This window comes from Pseudarthrobacter sp. As-47 (assembly GCF_058215595.1).
The window spans coordinates 496,615-519,387 of record NZ_CM177088.1 but is presented as its reverse complement, the minus strand read 5'-3'; the positions used below and the strand labels follow the sequence as shown (position 1 = coordinate 519,387).

The 22,773-nt window shown below is 66.8% G+C and carries 26 protein-coding genes; 10 read left to right on the top strand and 16 right to left on the bottom strand.

The window, feature by feature from the left end; genetic code table 11:
- Nucleotides 1-212 precede the first annotated feature (212 nt).
- A complete protein-coding gene (locus tag AC4BCK_RS02460; protein ID WP_490566543.1) occupies nucleotides 213-1,259 on the top strand; it encodes an aldo/keto reductase in 1,047 nt (348 codons plus the stop codon).
- A gap of 157 nt (nucleotides 1,260-1,416) precedes the next feature.
- Nucleotides 1,417-1,716: a DUF3040 domain-containing protein gene (locus AC4BCK_RS02455; RefSeq protein WP_310110296.1), complete on the top strand. Its 300-nt coding sequence runs from the start codon at nucleotides 1,417-1,419 to the stop codon at nucleotides 1,714-1,716.
- Here the strand turns inward: AC4BCK_RS02455 and AC4BCK_RS02450 are convergent.
- A complete protein-coding gene (locus tag AC4BCK_RS02450) occupies nucleotides 1,633-2,619 on the bottom strand; it encodes a DMT family transporter (RefSeq protein WP_490566542.1) in 987 nt (328 codons plus the stop codon). The genes AC4BCK_RS02455 and AC4BCK_RS02450 overlap by 84 nt on opposite strands.
- Nucleotides 2,616-3,239, bottom strand: coding sequence for a TetR/AcrR family transcriptional regulator (locus AC4BCK_RS02445; protein ID WP_435876500.1), 624 nt, complete (start codon nucleotides 3,237-3,239; stop codon nucleotides 2,616-2,618). Before AC4BCK_RS02445 ends, AC4BCK_RS02450 begins: the two co-directional genes overlap by 4 nt.
- Nucleotides 3,240-3,355: 116 nt before the next feature.
- Between AC4BCK_RS02445 and AC4BCK_RS02440 the strand changes: the two genes are divergently transcribed.
- Together AC4BCK_RS02440 and AC4BCK_RS02435 are read left to right on the top strand one after the other, a co-directional pair.
- Entirely contained in the window at nucleotides 3,356-3,655 is a 300-nt protein-coding gene (locus AC4BCK_RS02440; RefSeq protein ID WP_174178421.1) for a DUF4193 domain-containing protein, read from the top strand.
- Nucleotides 3,656-3,940: 285 nt separating this feature from the next.
- Nucleotides 3,941-4,231, top strand: coding sequence for a hypothetical protein (locus AC4BCK_RS02435; protein ID WP_364274193.1), 291 nt, complete (start codon nucleotides 3,941-3,943; stop codon nucleotides 4,229-4,231).
- 182 nt (nucleotides 4,232-4,413) lie between these two features.
- Here AC4BCK_RS02435 and AC4BCK_RS02430 read toward each other — a convergent pair whose 3' ends face one another.
- The 6 genes from AC4BCK_RS02430 to AC4BCK_RS02405 form a co-directional block, all read right to left on the bottom strand.
- Entirely contained in the window at nucleotides 4,414-4,854 is a 441-nt protein-coding gene (locus AC4BCK_RS02430) for an SRPBCC family protein (RefSeq protein ID WP_364409416.1), read from the bottom strand.
- 53 nt (nucleotides 4,855-4,907) lie between these two features.
- Entirely contained in the window at nucleotides 4,908-5,186 is a 279-nt protein-coding gene (locus tag AC4BCK_RS02425; RefSeq protein WP_251420933.1) for a hypothetical protein, read from the bottom strand.
- Between the two features lie 46 nt (nucleotides 5,187-5,232).
- Nucleotides 5,233-5,724, bottom strand: coding sequence for an RpiB/LacA/LacB family sugar-phosphate isomerase (locus AC4BCK_RS02420; protein ID WP_285835569.1), 492 nt, complete (start codon nucleotides 5,722-5,724; stop codon nucleotides 5,233-5,235).
- On the bottom strand, nucleotides 5,721-7,469 hold the full coding sequence (locus AC4BCK_RS02415) for a dihydroxyacetone kinase family protein (RefSeq protein ID WP_490566541.1): 1,749 nt from the start codon (nucleotides 7,467-7,469) through the stop codon (nucleotides 5,721-5,723). The genes AC4BCK_RS02420 and AC4BCK_RS02415 overlap by 4 nt, the downstream gene beginning before the upstream one ends.
- A 45-nt stretch (nucleotides 7,470-7,514) precedes the next feature.
- Nucleotides 7,515-8,288, bottom strand: a complete 774-nt coding sequence (locus tag AC4BCK_RS02410) for an SDR family NAD(P)-dependent oxidoreductase (RefSeq protein WP_471899880.1) — start codon at nucleotides 8,286-8,288, stop codon at nucleotides 7,515-7,517.
- 90 nt (nucleotides 8,289-8,378) lie between these two features.
- Nucleotides 8,379-9,203 carry a sugar phosphate isomerase/epimerase family protein gene (locus AC4BCK_RS02405; RefSeq protein ID WP_490566540.1) on the bottom strand — a complete coding sequence of 275 codons (825 nt, stop codon included), beginning with the start codon at nucleotides 9,201-9,203 and terminating at the stop codon, nucleotides 8,379-8,381.
- A 200-nt stretch (nucleotides 9,204-9,403) separates the two neighbouring features.
- Between AC4BCK_RS02405 and AC4BCK_RS02400 the strand changes: the two genes are divergently transcribed.
- The 6 genes from AC4BCK_RS02400 to AC4BCK_RS02375 all read left to right on the top strand — a co-directional run bounded on the left by AC4BCK_RS02400 (nucleotide 9,404) and on the right by AC4BCK_RS02375 (nucleotide 16,461).
- A complete protein-coding gene (locus tag AC4BCK_RS02400; RefSeq protein ID WP_174178405.1) occupies nucleotides 9,404-10,744 on the top strand; it encodes an MFS transporter in 1,341 nt (446 codons plus the stop codon).
- Nucleotides 10,741-11,643, top strand: a complete 903-nt coding sequence (locus tag AC4BCK_RS02395) for a transketolase (RefSeq protein ID WP_174178404.1) — start codon at nucleotides 10,741-10,743, stop codon at nucleotides 11,641-11,643. Before AC4BCK_RS02400 ends, AC4BCK_RS02395 begins: the two co-directional genes overlap by 4 nt.
- Nucleotides 11,640-12,686, top strand: coding sequence for a transketolase family protein (locus AC4BCK_RS02390; RefSeq protein WP_217432513.1), 1,047 nt, complete (start codon nucleotides 11,640-11,642; stop codon nucleotides 12,684-12,686). The genes AC4BCK_RS02395 and AC4BCK_RS02390 overlap by 4 nt, the downstream gene beginning before the upstream one ends.
- A gap of 131 nt (nucleotides 12,687-12,817) precedes the next feature.
- Entirely contained in the window at nucleotides 12,818-13,477 is a 660-nt protein-coding gene (locus tag AC4BCK_RS02385; protein ID WP_490566539.1) for a GntR family transcriptional regulator, read from the top strand.
- A 125-nt stretch (nucleotides 13,478-13,602) separates the two neighbouring features.
- On the top strand, nucleotides 13,603-15,912 hold the full coding sequence (gene treS / locus AC4BCK_RS02380) for a maltose alpha-D-glucosyltransferase (RefSeq protein WP_490566538.1): 2,310 nt from the start codon (nucleotides 13,603-13,605) through the stop codon (nucleotides 15,910-15,912).
- Nucleotides 15,913-16,008: 96 nt separating this feature from the next.
- Nucleotides 16,009-16,461: a transferase gene (locus tag AC4BCK_RS02375; protein WP_490566537.1), complete on the top strand. Its 453-nt coding sequence runs from the start codon at nucleotides 16,009-16,011 to the stop codon at nucleotides 16,459-16,461.
- 31 nt (nucleotides 16,462-16,492) lie between these two features.
- Here AC4BCK_RS02375 and AC4BCK_RS02370 read toward each other — a convergent pair whose 3' ends face one another.
- The 8 genes from AC4BCK_RS02370 to AC4BCK_RS02335 are packed head-to-tail and all read right to left on the bottom strand — an operon-like array spanning nucleotide 16,493 to nucleotide 22,685.
- Nucleotides 16,493-17,548 carry a HoxN/HupN/NixA family nickel/cobalt transporter gene (locus AC4BCK_RS02370; protein WP_490566536.1) on the bottom strand — a complete coding sequence of 352 codons (1,056 nt, stop codon included), beginning with the start codon at nucleotides 17,546-17,548 and terminating at the stop codon, nucleotides 16,493-16,495.
- The gene (locus AC4BCK_RS02365) at nucleotides 17,548-18,438 is read right to left on the bottom strand and encodes an urease accessory protein UreD (protein ID WP_490566535.1); all 891 of its coding nucleotides are present in this window, start codon (nucleotides 18,436-18,438) and stop codon (nucleotides 17,548-17,550) included. The genes AC4BCK_RS02370 and AC4BCK_RS02365 overlap by 1 nt, the downstream gene beginning before the upstream one ends.
- Complete coding sequence (gene ureG / locus AC4BCK_RS02360) at nucleotides 18,435-19,052, bottom strand: urease accessory protein UreG (RefSeq protein WP_174178393.1); 618 nt, start codon at nucleotides 19,050-19,052, stop codon at nucleotides 18,435-18,437. The genes AC4BCK_RS02365 and ureG overlap by 4 nt, the downstream gene beginning before the upstream one ends.
- An 11-nt stretch (nucleotides 19,053-19,063) precedes the next feature.
- The gene (locus AC4BCK_RS02355) at nucleotides 19,064-19,771 is read right to left on the bottom strand and encodes an urease accessory protein UreF (RefSeq protein WP_363939623.1); all 708 of its coding nucleotides are present in this window, start codon (nucleotides 19,769-19,771) and stop codon (nucleotides 19,064-19,066) included.
- Nucleotides 19,752-20,231: an urease accessory protein UreE gene (gene ureE / locus AC4BCK_RS02350; RefSeq protein WP_174178389.1), complete on the bottom strand. Its 480-nt coding sequence runs from the start codon at nucleotides 20,229-20,231 to the stop codon at nucleotides 19,752-19,754. The genes AC4BCK_RS02355 and ureE overlap by 20 nt, the downstream gene beginning before the upstream one ends.
- A gap of 26 nt (nucleotides 20,232-20,257) precedes the next feature.
- On the bottom strand, nucleotides 20,258-22,036 hold the full coding sequence (gene ureC, locus AC4BCK_RS02345) for an urease subunit alpha (RefSeq protein ID WP_377084785.1): 1,779 nt from the start codon (nucleotides 22,034-22,036) through the stop codon (nucleotides 20,258-20,260).
- Nucleotides 22,033-22,371: an urease subunit beta gene (locus AC4BCK_RS02340; protein ID WP_363939620.1), complete on the bottom strand. Its 339-nt coding sequence runs from the start codon at nucleotides 22,369-22,371 to the stop codon at nucleotides 22,033-22,035. Before AC4BCK_RS02340 ends, ureC begins: the two co-directional genes overlap by 4 nt.
- An 11-nt stretch (nucleotides 22,372-22,382) precedes the next feature.
- Nucleotides 22,383-22,685 carry an urease subunit gamma gene (locus AC4BCK_RS02335; RefSeq protein ID WP_104185865.1) on the bottom strand — a complete coding sequence of 101 codons (303 nt, stop codon included), beginning with the start codon at nucleotides 22,683-22,685 and terminating at the stop codon, nucleotides 22,383-22,385.
- Nucleotides 22,686-22,773 lie beyond the last annotated feature (88 nt).

Genomic DNA, 22,773 nt, shown 5'->3' with positions numbered 1-22,773 from the left:
ACAGACGAAACCCGGCCCGGGGTTACAGGCGCGGGCAAGTCCACACTCCCAAAGTTGCACGCGGCCGCCACAATTCGTCATCCCGGGCAGCCGCGTTACCCCGTGCGACGAAAAACTAAGGACTATGGCGTACCTCTGCCCTGCTTCCGGGAAGCTGTGTAGCCTCGTGACGGTCGAGGGGACGCGTGGCAGCGCGGCGGAAGGAGACCGGGATGAGCCTCAGTGAACTGCGGGTGTTTGGGCGGTCGGGTACCCCCGTCAGCCCACTCACGTTGGGAACCATGAACTTCGGCGAAGGCAACGGCGGCCCGCACGGCGCCCCGACCGGGGCCGAGGAAAGCATCCGCATCATCCATGCGGCGCTGGATGCCGGGATCACCGCCGTCGACACCGCGGACGTCTACTCCCAGGGTGAATCCGAACAGGTGGTGGGCCGCGCACTTCGCGGGCGCCGCGACGACATTTTCCTGGCCACCAAGTTCCACGGCCAGATGAGCCCCAACCCGGCCCATTCCGGGAACTCGCGCCGCTGGATCACCCAGGCTGTGGAGGGCAGCCTCCGGCGGCTGCAGACGGACCGGATTGATCTGTACCAGGCGCACCGGCCGGACTACAACACCGACGTGCTGGAAACCATCACCACGCTCAACGACCTGATCCGGCAGGGCAAGATCCTCTACTACGGCACCTCCGTCTTCACACCCGCGCAACTGGTGGAGGCGCAGTGGCTGGCCACCACCAACCACCTGATTCCGCCGCTGGGCAACCAGGTGCCGTACTCCATGCTGGTACGCGGCACCGAACGCGACGTGCTGCCCATCGCCCAGCGATACGGGCTGGGGGTCCTGGCGTACGGTCCCCTGGCCGGAGGCTGGTTGTCCGGCAGCTTCTCCCCTGAACCGGGGAAGGCGCCCACCCGGGTCCACTCGCTCCCGGGCCGCTACGACATGACCGGTCCCGCCAGCGAGCGGAAGCTCCTGGCCGCGGATGCCCTGGCGCGGCTGGCCGACAAGCTGGAACTGTCGCTGGTGGACCTTGCCGTCGGCTTCGCCCTGACGCACCCGGCCATCAGCAGCGTGATTATCGGCCCCCGCAGCGAGGAGCACCTGCGGGCCTACGTGCAGGCCTCGCAGGTCCGGCTCAGCGAGTCCGTCCTTGACGCCATTGATGACGTGGTGCCACCAGGTACCAACTTCGTGGAGCGGGACGCGGGCGCCATCGTCCCCTCGCTTGAGTTCGCGGAACTCCGACGGCGGTAACCACCCCTCCGCGGACCTCACCGGGGTGCCACGGCAGGGCCAGGACGACGTCCAGAATCGATGCTTCGAGTGCCGTCACCGGAGCTCTTGACGCCACGGCACAGGAGTCCTAGCGTCAATACCGATATCCCTTTTACCCGGAAACCAGGGGCATCCCATGCCAATGTCCGAAGAGGAACGGCGGCTGCTCAAGGAGCTGGAGCTGGGGCTGATCGCCGACGACCCCCACCTGGCCATGGAGCTGCTCTCCGGCTACCCCGCGCCCCGGTTCAGGGCGGACCTATTTTTCGGTGCCCTCGCGGGCCTGACCGGGCTGGTGCTGCTCATCGCCGGCGCCAGCGGCCGGATTGTTGCCCTCCTGGCCCTGGGACTTTCACTCGTGGGGCTGGGCACCGGCCTGCTGCTGGGCAAGTTTTTTCCCGGGCGGAGAAGGGGACCGGAGCGGCCCGCGGGCTGACCGCCCCGGCGTCAGGACAAAGAGGCTGAAAAGGACGACGGCGGCGCCAAGCCAGCCATGCGGCGGCAACCGCTCACCCACCACCAGGACCGCCAGACCAGCGGCCACCACCGTTTCAAGCAGGGAAATCCCGGTGGCGGTGCTGGCCCGGATCCTGGCCAGGCCCCATCCAAAGAGGACGTACCCGGCGAACATCGGCACCAGGGCCATGTAGGCGCCCACCGAGAAATTGACCCATGACTCAACCAGGGGCCGGCCGGTGACTGCCAGCACGGGCATCAACAGCAGTCCGCCGAGACCAAAGACTGCCCCCATGGCCGCCCGCGATGACAGCCCTCCTCCGATCAGGCGGTGGGCTGCCCAGGAATACAAGGCATAGGTGGCGCCAGCCAGTAGCCCCAGGGCAATCCCGGCCAGGGATGTCCAGGAACCGCCCGGGGAACCGGCCGGCGCGTGCCCGGCGAAGGACAGCAGGGCAGCGCCCGAGACGCCCAGCAGGGCTCCCGCCATCCACCGGCGGGTGAGGTGTTTGCCGTCGGCGAAGCGCTCGATGAGCGCGGCTGCCACCGGCGCGGAACCGATGGACACCACCGTTCCCACCGCCACGCCTGAAAGCCGCATGGAACTGTAGAAGGCCAGCGGATAGACGGCCACCGCCGCCGCGCCCAGGGCAACCAAACGCCAGCGGTCCAGCAGGCCCGGCCACTGCCCGGTCATTGCGTTGGTTGCGTACAGCGCCTGCAGCAGGCCCCCGATTCCCATGGCCACCGCACCGACGGCCAGCGGACTCACGGACGGCGCAAACGTGGCAGCAGTGCCTGTGGTGCCCCACAGCACGGAAGCCGCCACCACGCACAAAGCGCCCCAGAGCGGCGCGTTGGCCGAACCGGCCGCCGGTTTCACACGTCCGCCAGCAGCCGGGCAGCGATGGTCCGGCATTCTTTCAGGCACGCGTCATTGCCCTCAAGCCCGGCCCGGGCCATGGCACCCTCCAGGAGGAAGGCCAGCTGCCGGGCCAGTCCTGCGGCGCGGCCATCGCCCGCCGGGAGCAGCTCGGCCACGTGCCGTGACAGGAGCGCCTCAACCTCTTCCTTGTGCTTCCGGACCGCCAGCCGCCCCGGCGCACCTGCCGGCAGTTCCGCTGCCGCATTGAGCAGTCCGCATCCACGAAACCCGTTGGGGTAGGCGGCGTTGGCATGGTCCGCATAGGCGTCAAAAACGGCCAGCACCCGCTCGCGCGGATCCCTGGCCTCCTCCAGCCGCCTGCTGTACAGCCCCAGCCATTCCGCATGCCGGGCCTCAAGGTACGCGGCCACCAGCTCGGCCTTGGAAGCGAAATTGTTGTAGAGGCTCTTCTTGGCCACACCGGCTTCGGTGGTGATGGTGTCGATGCCGGTGGCGGCCACGCCCTGCGCATAGAAGAGCCGCGACGCAGCGTCAAGCAGCAGCGCGCGGGCCGGACGCTTCGGCGGCGCAGGCGTGTGCGCAACGTTATTCCTGGCGGACAAAAAGGCCTCCTTCATGGACACAGAGTAGGTAGGTCAGTCTACCTACAAATTGGTGGGGAATATCCGAAGCCCCCGTTCTGTTGTTGCTCTGTTCAGGATGAACTGCATCCAGCCGACAGGAGAACGCACCAATGTCAGTTGACTATGACGCTCCCCGGGTGACGCCCGAGGAAGAGCCAAACAGCGGCTTCGAGGAGCTGAAAACCGAGAAGTCGGGCCGAAGGGAGGCCATTGCCGACGTCGACGAGACCGAGCTCGCGGACAGCTTCGAACTGCCCGGGGCGGACCTGTCCAACGAGGAGCTGCTGATCCAGGTGGTGCCGGTCCAGGCCGACGAGTTCACCTGCATGTCCTGCTTCCTGGTGCACCACCGCAGCCAGCTCGCCAGGGAAAAGGACGGCAGGAAGTACTGCAAGGAGTGTGAGTCCTAGGGTCGATGCAAAGCCACCAGGCTTCGCAGCGATGCCTCAAGGAACTGCCGCTGGGCAGCCAAGGCGCGCAGCGGGTCGGCGCTGAACGGCAGAGCTCGCGCACCCAGGAGCGGATCCCCCAAAGAGAGCGCACGCTGGCTTGCCGGACGGGCGCGGGAGCTTGCCGCCCAGCCAGTCCTGGGGCCTGCCGCCCAGCCTGCCTGACAAACACAACCCACCCCATCCAACAGCGGGCGCGCTCCGAAACCCTTGGGAGAACTACTCTCCCGAGGGGACGGACGGACGATGGACGAGGTGGACCAGCAGGCCCTGATTGGCGCGGTGATACTGGAACATGGCCTGGACCTGGACCGGCTGTGGCTGGCGCACCTGGCCTTGGGCGGCGACGCCTCGGAACAGGCCATCAGGGACTACAGCGCCGGGCTGGCGGGGCTTTCCGTCACGGACCGTGACGCACTGGCGCAGGCGGTCAACGAGCATTGCGCCGAAGCAGGCCTGCCGGCCCGGGCACCGTTGAGCGGCTCTCCCCTGGTCCAGGCACACACCGGCCCACGGGGACCCGGCCCATCCATGTAGGCGCCGGGAGCATTCCGGACCACCTCCGGGGAAGGCTTATGGTGTCAACCATGACAGACGCCCACCCACGCTCAGGAACAGTCCGCCGGAGTACGGTGCGTTGCGGGCCACGATGATCCTGGACGAGGAGCCCCGGCTGGAGGCGGACCCCCGCCGGGAGCTCCGGGAGTTCTTCGAAGCCGTCAGGCTGCGGCCAGCGAGTTAAGCGTGTCCCGGATCCCGTTCAGTGCCGGATCCCGGAGCGACATGAAGGCCGGCTTCAGGAGCGGCTGGATGATCTTGGCGGGTCCCTTGATGCTGAACTCGGCCGTGTACTTCACCACCGAGCCTGCCCCGTTGGGGGTGACGTCGATGGAATCGAAGGAGGTGACGGTTTTGTTCTCGCCGCGCAGCTTGATGTGGTTGTCCGTCAGCTCGATGACCTCGTAGACCAGGCTTTGCCGCTTGCCCCGGAACTCGGCTTCGGCGTTGTATTTGTGCCCCACGGCCACCGGCCCCGGCGTGACTTTATCCATGACAGGAGTGTTGGGATCCCACTTGGGGGTGTTCTCGAACTGGCTCAAAAAGGCAAAGGCCTTCTCGGCGGACAATGTGGTTTCCACGCTTCCAGCGACTGTGATCATCACCCCAGTGTAGGAACAGGCCGCCTGCAAACACAGCCCCCGGCCACCAGCGGCTAGGCCCGGCCTGCCGCACCAGCAGGAAGTGGCCGCAGGGCAGCGGCCATCTTGTAGCACAGCCTTCCCTCCAGCTCCCGGGGCCGGATCCACACCTCGTAGCCTTCCGCAGCCGCGAAAAGCGCCCTGCCGCCGGAAGCATCCGCGGCGATCCATAGGGCTGAAGAATCTTCCATGGCATCGTCCACCACGCCTGACCGGACCAGCTCAAAGTCCTTGCGGACCTCCACCGGGATGCCGATCAGGCGGCACCAGTCGCTCAACCGGTAACTCTCCATCGTGATCCTTCCTGCAGCGTGGCAAGACGTACCAGAAGACCAGGGCCTAGCAGGCTTCGAAGTCCGTGAGGACCTTGACCTTGCCCGCGGAGGCGGACGCCGGGTCGAAGGTGTAGCCGATCCATTCCCTGGCGAGCCGGCGCGCGAGTTCGATGCCCACCACGCGCTGGCCCATGGTCAGCACCTGGCAGTCGTTGGACAGGACCGAGCGTTCCACGGAGAAGGAATCGTGCGCCGCAGTGGCCCTGATGCCTTCCACCTTGTTCGCCGCGATGGCCACACCGATTCCGGTGCCGCAGAAGAGGATGGCCCGGTCCGCGGCTCCGTCCCTGATCATCTCGCCCGCCGCGATTCCCACGTACGGGTACGGCCTGGTGAAGTCATCCGGCGCGTCGGAACGGTTGACTCCAATATCGATCACTTCGCTCACCCGGGGATCCTGGCGGAGATCCTCGAGGACCTTGTCCTTGTAGTCCACCCCCGCTTCGTCAGCGCCTACAACCAGTCTCAGTCCCATGGTCTTTCCTTCAGTGTTCATTGCCGCACTCCAACGGTTTCCCGGGACGCGGCGGCGGTGAGGTGCGGACCCATGATGGTGAAGATCATGGCCAGCGAGGTTGCTCCGGGGTCCGGTGTGCCCAGGCTCTTTTCGGCCAGCGGACGCGCCCGGCCCTTGAGGGGCAGCAGGCCGGCCGTCGCCTCGGCTGCCGCCGTCGCATCGCGTGCGGCGTCCCCCCACGCACGGGCCGGTTCCGCGCCTGCCGCCACCAGGCCGGCAAAGGATGATGCGAACGGCAGCAATGCGTCCACCATGGTCTTATCGCCTGTCTCGGCTTTGCCCAGCTGCACAATCCGGTCCGCGAAGGCCCTGACCGCCGCCGAGAGCTGTCCGGGCTCCGGTGCCGCGCTGTTGCCCACAGCTTCGCCGAAAGCCCGAAGTCCGGCTCCCCACAGGACGCCGGACGTCCCGCCTGCCTTATCGGCCCAGGCATCACCGGCGGCTGCGAGCACATCGCCGGCTCCGGCCCCCTGCCCCAGAGCGGCGGAAGCAGCGGCCGTGGCAGCGTCAATCCCGCGCACCATGCCGCGTCCGTGGTCGCCGTCACCGGCGATTGCGTCCATCCTGCCGAGCCGTTCCTCGGCCTCGTGCAGGAGGGCCTGCGTGGCCTCCAGCGCAGCAAGGCAGGCGGTGGCGTAATCCCGGGAGGAGCCGGTGGCGACGAACGGGGCGGACGTCGCCTCGACGTCGGACGTTCCCCCGTCCGCCACGGGCCCGCCTTCCCGGACGGCGTTGCCGCGGCGGTAGGCGGGCGTGTCCGCCGGGGCAAGCCACAGCGGTTCCAGCTCCCCGTCCAGCCAGGTCACCGTGAGCGAAACCCCTGCCATGTCCAGGCTGGTGACGAGTTCTCCAACTTCCGGCATCACCAGGGTGTACCCGGCTTCCCGGAGCAGCGGGGCCACGGTTCCCCAGAGCACGAACAGTTCCTCATGCTTGGTGGATCCCAGACCGTTGAGGATGACCGCAATCCGGTTGCCTGCTCCGGGCGGGGTTTCCGCCAGCAGGCGTCCCACGAGTTCTTCCCCCAGCGCCTTGGCCGGCGGCAGGTCCGTGTCGAACAGTCCGGGCTCTCCGTGGATGCCCAGCCCTAGCCCCATCTGGCCCTCGGGCAGGGAGAACAGCGGCGTTTCCGCGCCGGGGAAGGTGCAGCCGGAGAACGCGCTGCCGATGGTGCGGGTGCGGTCGTTGGCCTTCCGGCCGAGGCGGACCACCTCGGCGAGGTCCGCGCCGGCCTCGGCGGCGGCGCCCATGACCTTGAAAACGATGAAGTCACCGGCGATGCCGCGGCGCTTCTCCGATTCCGACGGCGGGGCGCTGGCGATGTCGTCGGTCACCAGGACCTTGTCCACGGCGATGCCCTCCGCCGCCAGGCGTTCGCTGGCCATGCCGAAGTTCATGACGTCTCCGGCGTAGTTTCCGTAGGTGAAGACGACGCCGGCTCCGGACTCCGCTGCCTTGGCCACGGCGTACGCCTGCTGCGCCGAAGGGGACGTGAAGATGTTGCCCACCACGGCGCCGTCGGCGAATCCTGTTCCGATGAGGCCCGCGAAAGCCGGGTAATGCCCGGACCCGCCGCCGGCAAGGACAGCCACCTTGGGCTGCACCGGCCGGAAGCGCCGCACGGCACCGCCGGTCACCTGGCGCACCAGGCCGGAGTGGATGTCGCAGAACCCTGCGAGGGCCTCCTCGGCGAAGTCCGAGGGGTCATTGAAGATTTTCGTCATGTTGAGCTCTCTGCCGTGTGGTCCTTAGCGGGCCGGACCGGACTGTCAGTGGATGTGGCTGCCGCCGTTGATGTCGACGGTGGTTCCGGTGAGGTAGGCCGAATCCTCGGAGGAAAGGAACGTGATCACCGCGGCTACTTCCTCGGTGGTAGCGTTCCTGCCCAGCGGAATGCCGGCGTTGATGGCGGCCTCCTGCTCCTCGGTGCTGCCCACGCGGATGTTGGTGTCCACTGCCCCGGGGGTGATGGCGTTGACGGTCACGCCGGTGGTGCCGAGCTCGCGGGCCAGCGCCTTGGTGAAGCCCAGGATGGCGGCTTTGGCGGCGGAGTAGGGGACCTTGCCGAACACGCCGCCGCCGCGCTGGGCGGAGACCGATGACATGTTCACGATCCGGCCCCAGCCGTTATCGATCATGGCCGGCAGGAATGCCTTGGTCACAAGGTAGGTGCCGGTGGCGTTGACGTCCATGACCTTGTGCCAGAGCTCAAGGGTGGTTTCCAGGAAGGGAACCGGCGAGGTGATGCCGGCGATGTTGGCCAGTGCTCCCACCGGCGGCAGGTTGCCCGAGGCGACCTCGGCGGCGACGGCGGCCTGGGCTGCCGTGACGGATGCTTCATTGGCGACGTCGACCTCGTGGCCGAAGGCGGGGACGTTGAAGTCGTTGCCGATTTCCGCCGCGACCTTGGCTGACTTCTCGCCGTCGAGGTCGAGGATCACCACCGCCCAGCCCTGGCTGGCGTAGCGGCGGGCGGTGGTGATGCCGATGCCCCGGTCCGAGGTTGCCCCGGTGAGGACGGCGGTGCGCTGGATGGTGGTCATGATGTGCTCCTTGGGTTTCTTTGGATGGATCGATTGCTCCGTAGTTGTCGTTCTGGACGTTCAAAACGGCAAGTACTCAGCAATCGATGGTCAGATGAGGTCGGTGATGAAGCTGGCGGCCTTGGCTGCCGCTGCGGGGCGTTCATCGTGGGTGACGTCCCGGGTTTCGAGTTCGAGCGAGAAGTGCCCGGTGTAGCCGTCCGCGGCGAGCTGCTTCAGGCCACCGGCGAAGTCCGCCTGGCCGTTGCCGATGCTGAGGTTGATGTTCCCCGGCACGGCGTCCCGCAGGTGGACGTGGCGGATGCGGTCCTGGTGCCGTCGGAGGTAGGCTTGGACGTCCTCGCCGGCAGCCACGATGTGGCTGAAGTCCATGACAATTCCGACGCCGGAGCCTGCCAGCCGCTGTGCCAGCAGTTCCGCGCGCTCCAGGTTGCAGCAGAACCGCAGGAAGTGCAGGGATTCGGTCCAGAGTTCGACGCCGAACTCCGCGGCGCGCTGCCCGGCGTGGATGAGCCGGGCGGCGATCGTGTCCAGGTCTTCGTCCACGCTCCGGACGGGGTCGTGGCCCAGGGCGCCGCATGGAAGGACCAGCGCCTTCGCGCCGGTGTTGGCCGTGAGGGTGAGAAGGGCATCCAGGTGCCGTGCACGGCCAGCCTGCTGTCCGGCGTCGAGCACTGCGTTGAGGTCGCCGATGTCCCCGTTGACGGAGCGGACCCGCAGCCCGGACCCGGCAACTTCGGCTGACACGGCCGCGACGGCTGCAGCGTCCAGTTCATAAGGGACGTGGTTGCAGACACCGGGCAGGGCGCCGAGGTCTATTTCCTCGAAACCCAGGTCCTTGATGGTGCGCAGCGCAGCATCAAGCTCCTGGTGGCGGAAGCTGATGGATGAGCACCCGAGCCTGGAATGGAACATCGTTGATCCTTCGGTTCTTGCCGGTTGGTGGAGCGGCCGGCGGTAGTGATGAGGACCACAGTAGATGCGTTGACTGTCAACAGTCAACTCTAAAAGTCGACTGTTGACAGTGATCATGATCCGGGTCACACTTGGCGTATCATTTGTTAACAGTCGACAGCGGCAGATCCAGTTGAGCCGCTTTTCGAAAGGGAAACACCATGAGCAACGAAGCTCTAAAAATGCGCGGCCATGTGCATGGCACCAAGGATGCAAAGCGGGTAGCCGTCGGCTCCGGAGTCGGCGCCGTGATTGAGACCTACGACTTCATCGGGTTCGGCACCGCTGCGGCCCTGTACTTCGGTACCGCCTTCTTCCCCACGGGCGACCCCGTGACCGGAACGCTTGCGGCGTTCGCCACCCTGGGCGTCGGCTTCGCAGCCCGCCCCATCGGCGGCATCATCGGCGGACACCTGGGTGACAAGGTGGGCAGGAAGCCCGTCCTGGTTGCTTCCCTGATCCTCATGGGCGTGGCCACGTTCCTCATCGGCCTGCTCCCCACCTACGAGCAGGTGGGCCTCCTGGCGCCGGCCCTGCTGGTGTTTGTCCGCATCGTCCAGGGCCTGGCCTTCGGCGCAGAGTGGGGCGGCGCCATCCTCATGAGCTACGAGCATGCGCCGTGGAAGTCCAAGGGCAGGTACACCGGCATCGTGCAGGCAGGCTTCCCTGTGGGCCTCCTGCTGGCCAACCTCGTCTTCCTGGTCAGCGTGAACCTCGGCGGCGAACTGGCCTGGCGCGTCCCGTTCCTCGCGAGCATCGTGCTCGTCGCCGTCGGCCTGATCATCCGTTCCAAGGTTCCGGAGTCCCCCGTCTTCGACGAGGTCAAGGAGAGCGGCTCGATCGTCAAGTCCCCCATCGTCGAGGTCATCAGGACCGACTGGCGCAGCATTGTCCGGGGTATCGGCCTGCGCATCGCCGAGACCGCCGGCTACGCCGTCTCCGTCACGTACATGATTTCCTACCTGCACACCCAGCAGCTGGCGGACAAGACCGAAACCCTGGTGGCCCTCTGCATCGCCTCGGCGGTCGGCATTTTCGCCACGATGGCATGGGCCCGGCTCACGGACCGTATTGGCCGCCGTCCCCTGTACATCTGGTCCTGCGCCTTCGCCGCCCTGTTTGGCATCCCCATGTTCCTGCTGGTCAACACGGGAATGTTCATCTTCGTCATCGCCACCATCGTGATCTCCTACGCGGTCTGCCAGAACTCGCTGGCCGGCGCCCAGGGCCCGTGGTTCCCGGAACTGTTCCAGGCCAAGACCCGCTCCTCCGGCGCCTCCCTGGCGTACCAGATCTCCGCCATGGTCTCCGGCTTCACCCCCTTCGTCACCACCCTGCTGTTCGTAGCCCTTGGCTGGATGGGCCCCGCGCTCCTCTTCAGCTTCTACGCAGCCATCGGTCTCTGGGCCGCCCTCGTCACCCGGGAAACGTGGGGCAAGCGCGAGCGCCAGCTGGCAGACGAAGCCGCTAAAAGCACCCCGCAGTCAGTGACCGTCTCATGACCATCACCCACGAATCGAACACGGAGTCAGCAATGCCCGCAGGAATCGTCCAGGACCGGTTGGCGCACGTCAGCGCTGCGGCCTACCGCATCCGGCACCACGCCCTGAACATGGGCGAGGTCCAGGGGCAGGGCTATGTTGGCCAGGCCCTCGGGGCTGCGGACATGCTCGCCACGGTCTACGGCGACCAGCTCCGCTTCCGGGCGGAGGACCCGCACTGGGAAGCACGGGACAGGTTCCTGCTCTCCACCGGCCACTACGCGATCGGCCACTACGCGGCCCTCGCCGAGGCCGGCATCCTCCCCGTGCAGGAGCTGGAAACCTACGGATCGGACGATTCCCGGCTGCCGATGTCCGGCATGTCCACCTACACGCCGGGCATGGAAATCTCCGGAGGGTCGCTGGGGCACGGGCTCACCATTGCCGTGGGCATGGCCCTGGGCCTGCGCCACCAGGGCTCCAGCGCCCGCGTCTTCAACTTCCTGTCCGACGGCGAACTGGACGAGGGCTCCACCTGGGAGGCCGCCATGGGTGCGCACCACCACCAGCTGGGCAACCTCACCGCGATGGTGGACATCAACGCCCTGCAGGCCGACGGCAAGACGGACACGGTGCTCCGCACCGAGCCGGTGACCGAGAAATGGGAATCCTTCGGCTGGTACACGCAGCGGGTGGACGGAAACGACGTCGGCGCGCTGCTGGCAGCGTTCGACAACGCAGCCGCCCAGGCGGCCGCCGTCGGACGTCCTTCGGTAATCCTGTGCGATACCAAGGTGGGCCGCGGAGTGCCGCTGCTGGAGGAGCGCGAAAAGGCGCACTTCATGCGCATCGACGAACACGAATGGCAGGTCTGCCGCGAGCAGCTCACCGCCGGATACGAAGGAAAGGCTTCAGCATGAGCACCACCACCTCGGCCGCCGCTGCGGCACCTACAGTCACCGCAGCAGCCGCTGCAACACCGGCCAAGCCGAAACTAAAGACCTCGGCGATGATCGCCTCCTTCGCCGACCCCGGACAGAAGACCGCGTCTGCCCCGTTCGGGCACGCACTGGTGAAGGCTGCGCAGGAGAACGACAGGATCGTCGGCCTGACTGCGGACCTGGGCAAGTACACGGACATGCACATCTTCGCCAAGGCCTTCCCGGAGCGCTTCTTCCAGATGGGCATGGCCGAGCAGCTGCTGTTCGGCGCCGCGGCCGGGCTGGCCGAAACCGGCCTGGTACCGTTCGCGTCCACCTACTCCGTGTTCGCCGCCCGCCGCGCCTACGACTTCCTCTGCCTCGACGCTGCCGAGCCGAACCTGAACGTCAACATCGTGGGTGGCCTCCCCGGCCTGACCACCGGATACGGCCCCAGCCACCAGGCCACCGAGGACATGGCGATCTTCCGCGGCATGCCCAACCTCACCATCGTGGACCCGTGCGACTCGATCGACATTGAACAGGCCGTTCCGCAGCTCGCCGCCAGCGACGGGCCCACCTACCTGCGCCTGCTCCGGGGCAACGTCCCCACCGTCCTGGACGAATACGGCTACACCTTCGAACTCGGCAAGGCCAAGGTGCTGCGCGGCGGCAACGACGTCGTCTTCATCTCCTCCGGGCTGATGACCATGCGCGCGCTGCAGGCAGCGAAGGCGCTCGCGGCACACAACGTGGACGTTGCCGTCGTCCACACCCCCACCATCAAGCCGTTCGACGCCGCCACCGTCCTTGCCGAGATCAACACCGACCGGCTTGCCGTCACCCTGGAAAACCACTCCGTGGTGGGCGGCCTGTTCGAAACGGTCGCCTCCGCCGTCGTCACGGCCGGCGTGGGCAAGCGCGTGGTACCCGTGGCCCTCCCGGACCAGTTCCTCGACGCCGGCGCCCTGCCGACGCTGCACGACCGCTACGGCCTGGCCGTGGACCGCATCGTGGCGAAGGTCCTGGCCGAACTCGGCTAGCTGGTGCGAACCACGGAGCAGGAACCACGGAAAGCACGGCACCGGTCCCGGCCGGTGCCGTGCTTTCTGCCGTACTATCGAAACTATTACCGACTGTAGACAGTCGACTTCCAACATTGAGGATGGACGCCATGGCCGGAGCGACAGCACCGCTGCTGGGACTGGAAAAGAAGAGCCTGCGCGAGCAGGCCCTCTCGGCACTGCGCACAGCGATCACCAGCGGAGAGCTGGAACCCGGCCGCCACCTGGTGGAAACCGAACTTTCGGAGATGCTCCGGATCAGCCGGGGAACACTCCGTGAGGCGCTCCGCCAACTGGAACAGGAGGGCCTGCTGTCCGCCGGTCCCCGCGGCAGGCTCTCCGTCCGCCACCTGGACGAGAAGGAAATCCGCGATATCTACGCCGTCCGCGCCGCCCTTGAGTCCCTGGCCGCCCGGACGCTCTGCGAACTGCCGGACCGCCAGCACGCCATCACCTCCCTCCGCGCAGCCATTGACACGATGAAGGCCGCGGAAAAGGAGAGCCTGCAGCAGCGGGTCGAATCGGACCTGGAGTTCCACCGCACCCTGTGCCGGCTCACGGGCAACGAAACCCTCCTGCACACCTGGGAATCCCTGGAAGGGTCCATCAGGATGTCCATCATGTTTGCCGGACTCGAAAAAGGCGTCAAGAACATGAGCGTGGACCGGCACCACGACATCGTGGCCGCCATTGAGACCGGCGATGCCTCGAAGGCGCGGAAAACCATCAGGGCCCACATGGACACGGCGGCCGCAAACCTCGTGGCCTAGCCGTTTCTTGGTAGTTTCGTAGTTCGCCCCGAATAGTCCCGGCACCCCCGGGTACAGGGATTATGGACAGGGCGGCCAGGCAGCACGCCTTGGGACCGCGGAAACAACTTGTAGAAAGAGGACTCATGCGGGAACCTATGGCCAGCGACGGTGTCTTTGAACCGGAGACCGTTGCAGGTGATGACCAGGAAGCAGGTTCGGCGGCAGCTGAGCCCTTGGTGGAACCGGACGTCAATTTCGACGAACATCTCTATCCTGCCCGGCCCAAAGCGCTGAGGCCGACCGCGCGCCGCCGCCAGTACTACGCCACCAGGCCGTCCTTCGAATTCGATGGGCGGAACGCGGCCTACGTCGAATGGCTGCGGAACCAGGCGATGCTGGGAGATGCGAACGCACTGGCCCGGCAGCTGTCCGGGCAGGCCAGCATGTGGCAGAACTCCTACGCGCATCCCAACCCCCGGGCCGCCGTGGAGCGCGCACCGGTGTGGTTCACCGCGTACCCCCTGTCCTTCATCACCAGGTCCAGCCAGTCCTTCCTCTCCGCCCTGGGCGATCCGGCCATGTGGGAAGCCTTCAGCGAAATCGGGATCCGGGCCATCCACACGGGCCCGGTCAAGCTGGCGGGCGGCATCAGCGGCTGGTCCCAGACGCCCAGCGTTGACGGGCACTTCGACCGGATCAGCATGGCGATCGACCCGGTGTTTGGCACGGAGGACGAGTTCCGCTCCATGTGCCAGGTGGCCACGGACCACGGCGGCACGATCATCGATGACATTGTTCCCGGGCACACCGGCAAGGGCGCCGACTTCCGCCTCGCCGAAATGAACTTCCGGGACTACCCGGGGATTTACCACATGGTGGACATCCCGGAGGAGGACTGGCACCTGCTGCCGGACGTGCCGGAGGGGCAGGACTCGGTGAACCTGAGTCCCGACTCGGAACAGGCGCTGCAGAAGGCAGGCTACATCATCGGCCGGCTGCAGCGGGTCATCTTCTACGAGCCCGGCGTCAAGGAAACGAACTGGAGCGCCACCCGGGCGATCGTTGACACCACAGGGAAGACCCGCCGCTGGGTCTACCTCCACTACTTCAAGGCCGGCCAGCCCTCCATCAACTGGCTGGACCCAACGTTCGCCGGGATGCGCCTGGTGGTCGGTGACGCGCTGCATTCCCTGGTTGACCTTGGCACCGGTGCGCTCAGGCTCGATGCGAACGGGTTCCTGGGCGTGGAGAAAAGCGCCGAAGAGCAGCCGGGCTGGTCCGAGGGGCACCCGCTGTCCGAGGCCGCCAACCAGCTCATCGGGTCCATGATCCGCAAGGTGGGCGGGTTCTCCTTCCAGGAACTGAACCTGACCATCGACGACATCAAGGCCACCTCGGAAGCAGGCCCGGACCTTTCCTACGACTTCATCACGCGGCCGGCGTACCACTACGCGCTGGTCACCGCCGATACCGAGCTGCTGCGCCTGACGCTCCGCCTGTCCATGGAGATCGGTGTAGACCAGGCGTCGCTGGTCCACGCGCTGCAAAACCATGACGAACTGACCTACGAGCTGATGCACTTCGCTGCCGGACACCGGGACGAGATGTTCGAGCTCGCCGGCAAGGAGCTCACGGGGGCGCAGCTCGCGGAGCAGGTCCAGCAGACCATGCGGGAGCGCCTGACCGGGGAGAACGCCCCCTACAACGCGGTGTTCACCACCAACGGGATCGCCTGCACAACGGTCAGCTTCATCATGGCCGCCCTGGGGGTCCAGGATCCTGACGCCATCACCCCGGAGCAGGAGGCGCAGATCCTGGATGTGCACATCCTCCTGTCCATGTACAACGCCCTGCAGCCCGGCGTCTTTGCCCTGTCCGGCTGGGACCTTGCCGGCATCACCGCGCTGGACCGCAAGAGCGTGGAGGAACTCACGGCCCAGGGTGACACCCGCTGGATCAACCGCGGGGCGCACGACATCATGGGCACCAGCCCGGATGCGGAACACTCCTCCTCCGGCATGCCGCGGGCCCGCAGCCTCTACGGCCCGCTCCCCGACCAGCTGCAGAATCCCGGCTCCTACGCCAGGCGGCTCCAGCAGATCCTGGCTGTCCGCGAAGAACACGGCATCGCCACGGGGTCGCTGCTGGATGTGCCCGGCGTTTCACACCGCGGCCTGCTGGTGATGGTCATCCAGCTGGGCAGCGGAGCGCTGGAGGTGACGGTGCTGAATTTCTCCGACCAGGACATTGCCGGCAGCATCCAGTCCAGCCACCTGGTCCCCGGGTCCGCCGTGCACGACCTGTTCAGCGGGGCAGCGGTTGGCCAGGTTGATGACCTGCACAGCTTCTTCCTCGAACTGCCTGCCTACCAGGGGACTGCCCTGCTGCTGACAGAGGAGGACCCCGGCCCTGGCGAAGAGGAAAGCGCAGGGCACGGGGAGGCCTCGCCGTAGCGAAGGGGGCGCCCGGCGCCGTTCGGGAATCCCTTTGAGTTGTGAACCGTTAACTGAATGTGCGGCTGGAGTGCCGCGCCGTTAACGAGGGATTGAATGAACGCGAAGTTTGTTTCAGTGGAGGACGACGCCGGAAAGGTCACCCGGTACGTCCGGCATGCCAACGGCGGCGGACTCGTTGCCCCAGGAGCCTCGGTCCCCGAAAATACCCGCGTCGGCCGCATGACGTATGTGGAGCAGGGTGCCAAGGTGGGTCCCGGGTGCCGGATCGGCCACGGCAGCTGGATTGACCGCGACGCCGTAATCGGCGAGCGCGCCGTTATTGGCGACGGCGTACGCATCGGCCGCGGAACGGTGATCGGGAACCGGGTGAACATCGGCAGCCACTCGCGGATCGGCTCCGGGGTCCTGATCGAGCACGGGGTCCAGGTCCACGCAGACTCCGCGGTTCCGGACGGCGGGCAGGTCCCCGCAGGTTCGCGGGTGGCGCGCCGGGCCCAGGGGAAAGGCAGGCAGCACCGGCAGGGCGGCGGCAGGGTGGCCGCCTGAGCCGCTCCGCCCTGTTTTGGGCAGCGGCCGCTCAGTGCCTGGGGCTGCCCGCCAGGCGTCCCTTAACTGCCGCCGCTCCCCACACGGCCAGCAGCAGCGCCACCAGCAGCAGGCCGGCGTCGCCCAGGTCGATGGATTCCAGCCACACCGTCAGGGGATCCTCCAGTGCGAAGGCGGCGTTGGCGAAACCGCCCAGCGTGATCACCGCGATAAACAGGGCGGACACCGCTGAGATGCCGGTGACCACGGCGTTGAAGCCCAGCCGCCGCTGGGGGTCGTCCAGGGCAGAACGGTACATCCGCATCATGGCCACCCCGTTCAGCGAATCGCAAAGGGTCATCGCGGCCGTGAACGCCAGCGGCAGCGCCAGGAGCGCGAACGGCGGCACCCCCGCCAGCGAGGCCGCCGTCGTCATCATCAGCAGCCCGATGGTGGTGGCAGTATCGAACCCCAGTCCGAACAGGAACCCGATCACGTAGATATTCCGCGGCCGCCGCACCCTGGACAGCGGCCGGGCCAGCAGCAGGGCCACCAGTCCCCGGGGCTCAAGATCGCCTGGGTCAACCGTCGCCCCGGTCCGGGCCCGGCGGTAGGCCCGCGCCGAACGCGCGAAGGCCGAACCGTTGAACAGGCCCATGGCCAGCAGGAACAGCCCGGAGACGCCGCTGCCGATCAGCCCGAGCACCAGGTTGCCCGTGGTTCCGTCCTGCATGAACTGGCCTGCCATGCCGGCGCCGGCAACCACCAGGATCCCCGCCAGCGTCACCACCGAACTGTGCCCGAGGCTGAAGGCGAAGCCCACGCTCACCGGGTCCTGGCGCTGTGCCACGAACTTGCGTGTGGAGTTGTCGATCGCGGCGAGGTGGTCCCAGTCGTAGCTGTGCTTGACGCCCGCCAGGTAGGCCGTGAGGACGAGCCCCCAGATGAGCGGCTTCGCACCGGATCCGGCGGCGTTGCCGGCCAGCAGGAGCATGACGGCGGCCGCGTGCAGTGCGGCCACCGCACCGAAAGTGAACAGCAGGCGGGTCCGCAGCGGCAGGGCCTCCCTGTCCCGGTACAGCGTGGTGATGTTCGTGATGGCGGTCATCAGTGCTTCCTCAGGTTCAGCGGTTCCTGCCCGTGCCGCCGTTTCCGGAGGAGGGACGTGCAGGCAGCAAGCAGGTTGTTCAGTTCCCCCGTGCTGTTGGACAGGGCGCGCAGTACCAGCCCGGTGGTTCCCGAGGCCGTGCGGGTGAGGGAAATGCCGGTGCGGGGATCGTGGTCCTGGGCCAGGGCGTGCAGGTCATCGGCGAGCGCCTGGTCCACCCGGGGATCAACCACCAGCAGCGAGCCCACATGGCTGAAGCCCTCCATGAACCCCAGGCCCGTGACATCCCCGGCCGGCGGGCGGACCAGGAGGTTGTCCAGGGCCAGGAGCCGGATTCCGTCCGGGCCTTCCACCCGGATGCTGGTGCGCAGCCGGACCTCCTCGTAACGGAAGGCGGCGCCGTCCGGCGACCATCCCGGCGTCACCACCTCAGCCATGACCAGGGACGACGACGGCCGAACCGTGATGTGCGTGTGCTGCCGGTAGCTGGCCTCCCGGTAGGCGATGAGCTGGTCCGGCATGAGCTCCAGCCGTGCCCCCTCCCCCAGCCGGACAGCCATCCGCTGCTCGGCGTAGGACCCGGGCGTCCGGTAGACCTTCGTGGCGGACTGGGTGGTAAGGAGCAGGTCAGCCCCGTCCTGCACTTCGATGTCCAGCACGAACAGATCCGCCCCCAGGTACGCCCCGCCGGGATTTACCACCACATAACAAACCTGCCCGGAGTCATCCAGGTAATGCGGCCGCAGTACTCGCAGCGCTCCCTGGTGGTACTGATGCGCTGCCACGGATCGCTGACCACGCACAGCGACTCGAAGCTCGAGACGGCCCATCGGTGACGCAGGCCCAGATGGGATGACCGCCTCAGGTGCAGGGGCCGCCGTCGTGCTCATTGCGCCAGGTCAAGCATCAGGACGTCGCGCCTCACCCATTCGATGACGGCGTCGAGCCCTTCGTCGGTTTTGAGGTTGGTGAAGCAGAACGGCTTGGCCCCGCGGAACTCTTTGGAATCCCGTTCCATGACGGCGAGGTCCGCCCCAACGTGGGGGGCGAGGTCGGTTTTATTGATGATGAAGAGGTCGGACTTGATCATGCCCTGGCCGGCTTTGCGGGGAATCTTCTCGCCCTGGGCCACGTCGATGATGTAAATGGAGAAGTCGACGAGTTCCGGGCTGAAAGTGGCCGAGAGGTTGTCGCCGCCGGATTCGACGAAGATGACCTGCAGGTCGGGGTGCCGGGTCTTGAGTTCCTCGATGGCGGCGGTGTTCATGGAGGTGTCTTCGCGGATGGCGGTGTGCGGGCAGCCGCCGGTTTCGACGCCAATGATCCGGTCCACGGGGAGGATGCCGTTGGCGGCCAGGATCTTGGCGTCCTCGATGGTGTAGATGTCGTTGGTGATGGCGGCCATGGAGACTTCCCCGCTCATGTGCCGGGTGAGGCGCTCCACGAGCTGCGTCTTGCCCGCCCCGACGGGTCCGCCGATGCCGATTTTGATGGGTTCAGCCATGGTTCCTCCTGCTAGCTCATGAACATCCGGGCACGTTGGCGTTCGTGCCGCATTTGTGAAATTTCCAGCCCGGGGGTGACGGCCCCGAAGTCGTCCGGCGTCAGGTGCGGTATCCGTTCGACGGCGGCAGCAACGCCGTCGGCCGCCTGGCGAAGCAGCCGCTGGCCGGCGTTCTGGCCCAGCGGGATGGCCCGGACGGCGTTCTGCGTCAACGAGGTGACGGCGGCGAAAAGGTAGGCGGTGAGGGCTTCCGGCAGCGGCACCCCCAGGGAGCGCGCGACGACGGCGAACGCCAGCGGCTGGTGCCCCGCGGCCCGGCCCGTGGCCACCAGGTCCCGGTACAGATCCAGGTCCGGCGACGGGAAGACCTCCGCCCCGATCTCGAGCAGCCGCAGGCCCATCTTGACGCTGGCCTCCCGGACCTGCCGAGGCAGCAGCGAAGCCGACAACAGCTCATCCAGTTCCCCAGCATCCCACCCCTCATACAGGAACCGGATGGCCAGCCCGTCCGAATAGGAAAGCGACTGGGAGATGAACGCGGACAACCACACTCCAAAAGAAGCCTCATCACGGACCACACCGGCGTCGACATAAGTCTCAAAACCAAGAGAGTGCGCAAACGCCCCCGTAGGAAGCGCGGAGTCGACAAGCTGCTGCAGCGCCAGCTGGTAGCTGCCGACACTGGCAGTGGCGCTGGTACTAGTGCGAATGTTCAGCATGGCGGAAAGGAACAGGCATGACGCGTTCCTGGCGGGTATACGGCGCACCGACGCTTCGGAGGTAGTCCTCGACGGTGTGGTCGTAGGCGCACACCATGACCTCGGCCCCGTACTCCGAAGCACCGTCGAAGAACTGGGCCTGGAGGTGCCGGTTGCCGAGGGAGTGTGCCACGACGCCCATCTCGTGGATGGTCCGCGGTGCGATCACCAGGACGTCGGTGGGCAGCACGGACACCACGATCATGTTGGCGTCCTCGACGTGCAGGATGTCGCCGTCGCGCAGGTCGCCGGAGCCAGAAGGGAGCCGGATGCCGATTTCCTTGCCGTGGTCCGTGGTGGCGCGTTGGATCCGCTTGACCAGCTGGGCGCTCGGAAGCACCACTTTCTCCTGGTGCAGGGTGGCATAGGTGTCCGGGTCGGGGAGTTCGTGCAGGTTGCCGAGGACTTTTTCGATGATCACGGGGTTCTCCGGGGGCTTGGAAGAATTCAGAAGAGGAAGTAGCGCTGGGCCATGGGCAGCACGTCGGATGGTTCGCACGTGACGTCTTCGCCGTCCACGGTCACCTGGTACGTTTCGGGGTCCACCTGGATGTCCGGGGTGGCGTCGTTGTACTTCAGGTCCGCCTTGGTGAGGGAACGGATGCCGGAAACGGGCCGGATCACCTTTTCCAGCCCCAGCTCGGCGGGGACCCCGGCGTCGATCGCGGCCTTCGACAGGAAGGTGATGGAGGACTGCTGCACGGCCTTCCCGAACGCGGCGAACATGGGCCGCATGGTGCGCGGCTGCGGAGTGGGGATGGAGGCGTTGGCGTCCCCCATCAGCGCGTACGCGATCTGCCCGCCTTTGAGCACCAGTTCCGGTTTCACGCCGAAGAAGGCAGGATCCCACAGGACCAGGTCGGCGAACTTGCCCACCTCCACGGAACCGACGGAGTCCGCAATGCCCTGCGCGATGGCCGGATTAATGGTGTATTTGGCCACGTAGCGCTTGAGGCGGAAGTTGTCGCTGCCCGCACTGCCGTGCGCCCCGCCGTCGTCATCTGCCGTATCCGCGGGATCTGCCAGCACCCCGCGCTGCTTCTTCATCTTGTCCGCCACCTGCCACGTGCGGGTGATTACCTCGCCCACCCGGCCCATCGCCTGGGAGTCGGAGGAGGTGATGGAGAAGATCCCCAGGTCCTGCAGGACGTCCTCGGCGGCGATGGTCTCGGCGCGGATCCGGGAATCGGCGAACGCAACGTCCTCGGGGATGTCCGGATTGAGGTGGTGGCACACCATGAGCATGTCCAGGTGCTCCTCGATGGTGTTGCGCGTGTAGGGAAGCGTGGGGTTGGTGGACGCCGGCAGGACGTTGGGCATGCCGGCGATTTTGATGATGTCCGGCGCGTGCCCGCCGCCGGCGCCCTCGGTGTGGAACGTGTGGATGACGCGGCCGTTGATGGCGCGGATGGTGTCCTCCACGAAACCGCACTCGTTGAGGGTGTCCGTGTGGATGGCCACCTGCACGTCGTATTCGTCGGCCACGGTGAGGGAGGTGTCGATGGAGGAGGTGGTGGAGCCCCAGTCCTCATGCACCTTCAGCCCGATGGCCCCGGCGCGGATCTGCTCGGCGAGGGGTTCGACGGCGGAGGCGTGGCCCTTGCCGAAGAGCCCGATGTTCATGGGGAACCCCTCGGCGGCCTGCAGCATGCGCTGGATGTGCCATTTTCCGGGCGTCACGGTGGTGGCTTTGGTGCCTTCCGCCGGGCCTGTGCCGCCACCGATCATGGTGGTGATGCCGCTGGTCAGCGCCGTGGGGATCTGGTCCGGGGAGATGAAATGGATATGGGTGTCCACTCCCCCGGCCGTGAGGATCTTGCGCTCGCCGGCAATGATTTCGGTGCTCGCTCCGATCACGATGTCCACACCGTCGGTGATCTGCGGGTTGCCGGCCTTGCCGATCCTGAAGATGTGTCCGTCCCTGATGGCGATGTCCGCTTTGTAGATGCCCGTGTAGTCCAGGATCACGGCGTTGGTAATGACGGTGTCCGGCACACCGCCGCCGGAACCAAGATCGCCGGAACCGTCGCCGTCCCGGGTCACCTGGCCGTTCTGGCCCATGCCGTCGCGGATCACTTTGCCGCCGCCGAAGACAACTTCCTCGCCGTAGACGGTGAGGTCCTTCTCGATCTCCAGGAACAGGTCGGTGTCCGCCAGGCGGATTTTGTCACCCGTGGTCGGGCCGTACAGGTCCGCGTATTGCCGGCGGGGGATCTCGAAACTCACTGGACGTCCCCTTCCGGGCGGGTGCCGCCGTCGAGCTTTCCGTTGACAGCGTTGCTGAGCCCAAACACCTCGCGGCGCCCGCCCAGTTCGATCAGCCGCACGCTCCGGGCGTCCCCCGGCTCAAACCGTGCAGCCGTTCCGGCAGGAATGTCCAGGCGCCGGCCGTAGGCGGCATCCCGGTCGAAGGCCAACGCGGCGTTGGCTTCCGAGAAGTGGAAGTGGGAACCCACCTGGACGGGCCGGTCGCCGGTGTTGGTCACGGCGACCTCGATCGCCCTCCGCCCGGCGTTGGCCGTCACCGGCTCGGACCGGAGGACGTACTCTCCTGGAATCATGGCCTGCCCTCTCAGCGGATGGGATCGTGGACGGTGACGAGCTTGGTGCCGTCGGGGAAGGTCGCCTCGATCTGCACGTCGTGGATCATCTCGGGCACCCCTTCCATGACGTCCCCGCGCGTCAGCAGGGTGGTGCCGTAGCTCATGAGGTCGGCAACGCTGCGGCCGTCGCGGGCACCCTCGATCAGTTCGTAGCTGATGATGGCCACAGCCTCGGGGTAGTTGAGCTTGAGGCCGCGGGCCTGGCGGCGCCGTGCGAGGTCGGCGGCCACCACGATCAAGAGTTTTTCCTGCTCACGCGGCATCAGATGCATGTTGGGTCCCTTCAGCTGGCCGCTTGCGGCGGCGTGGGATCCACAGTAGGTTGCGGACATTTCCGCCACGTTTCAGGTTTGTTATGGC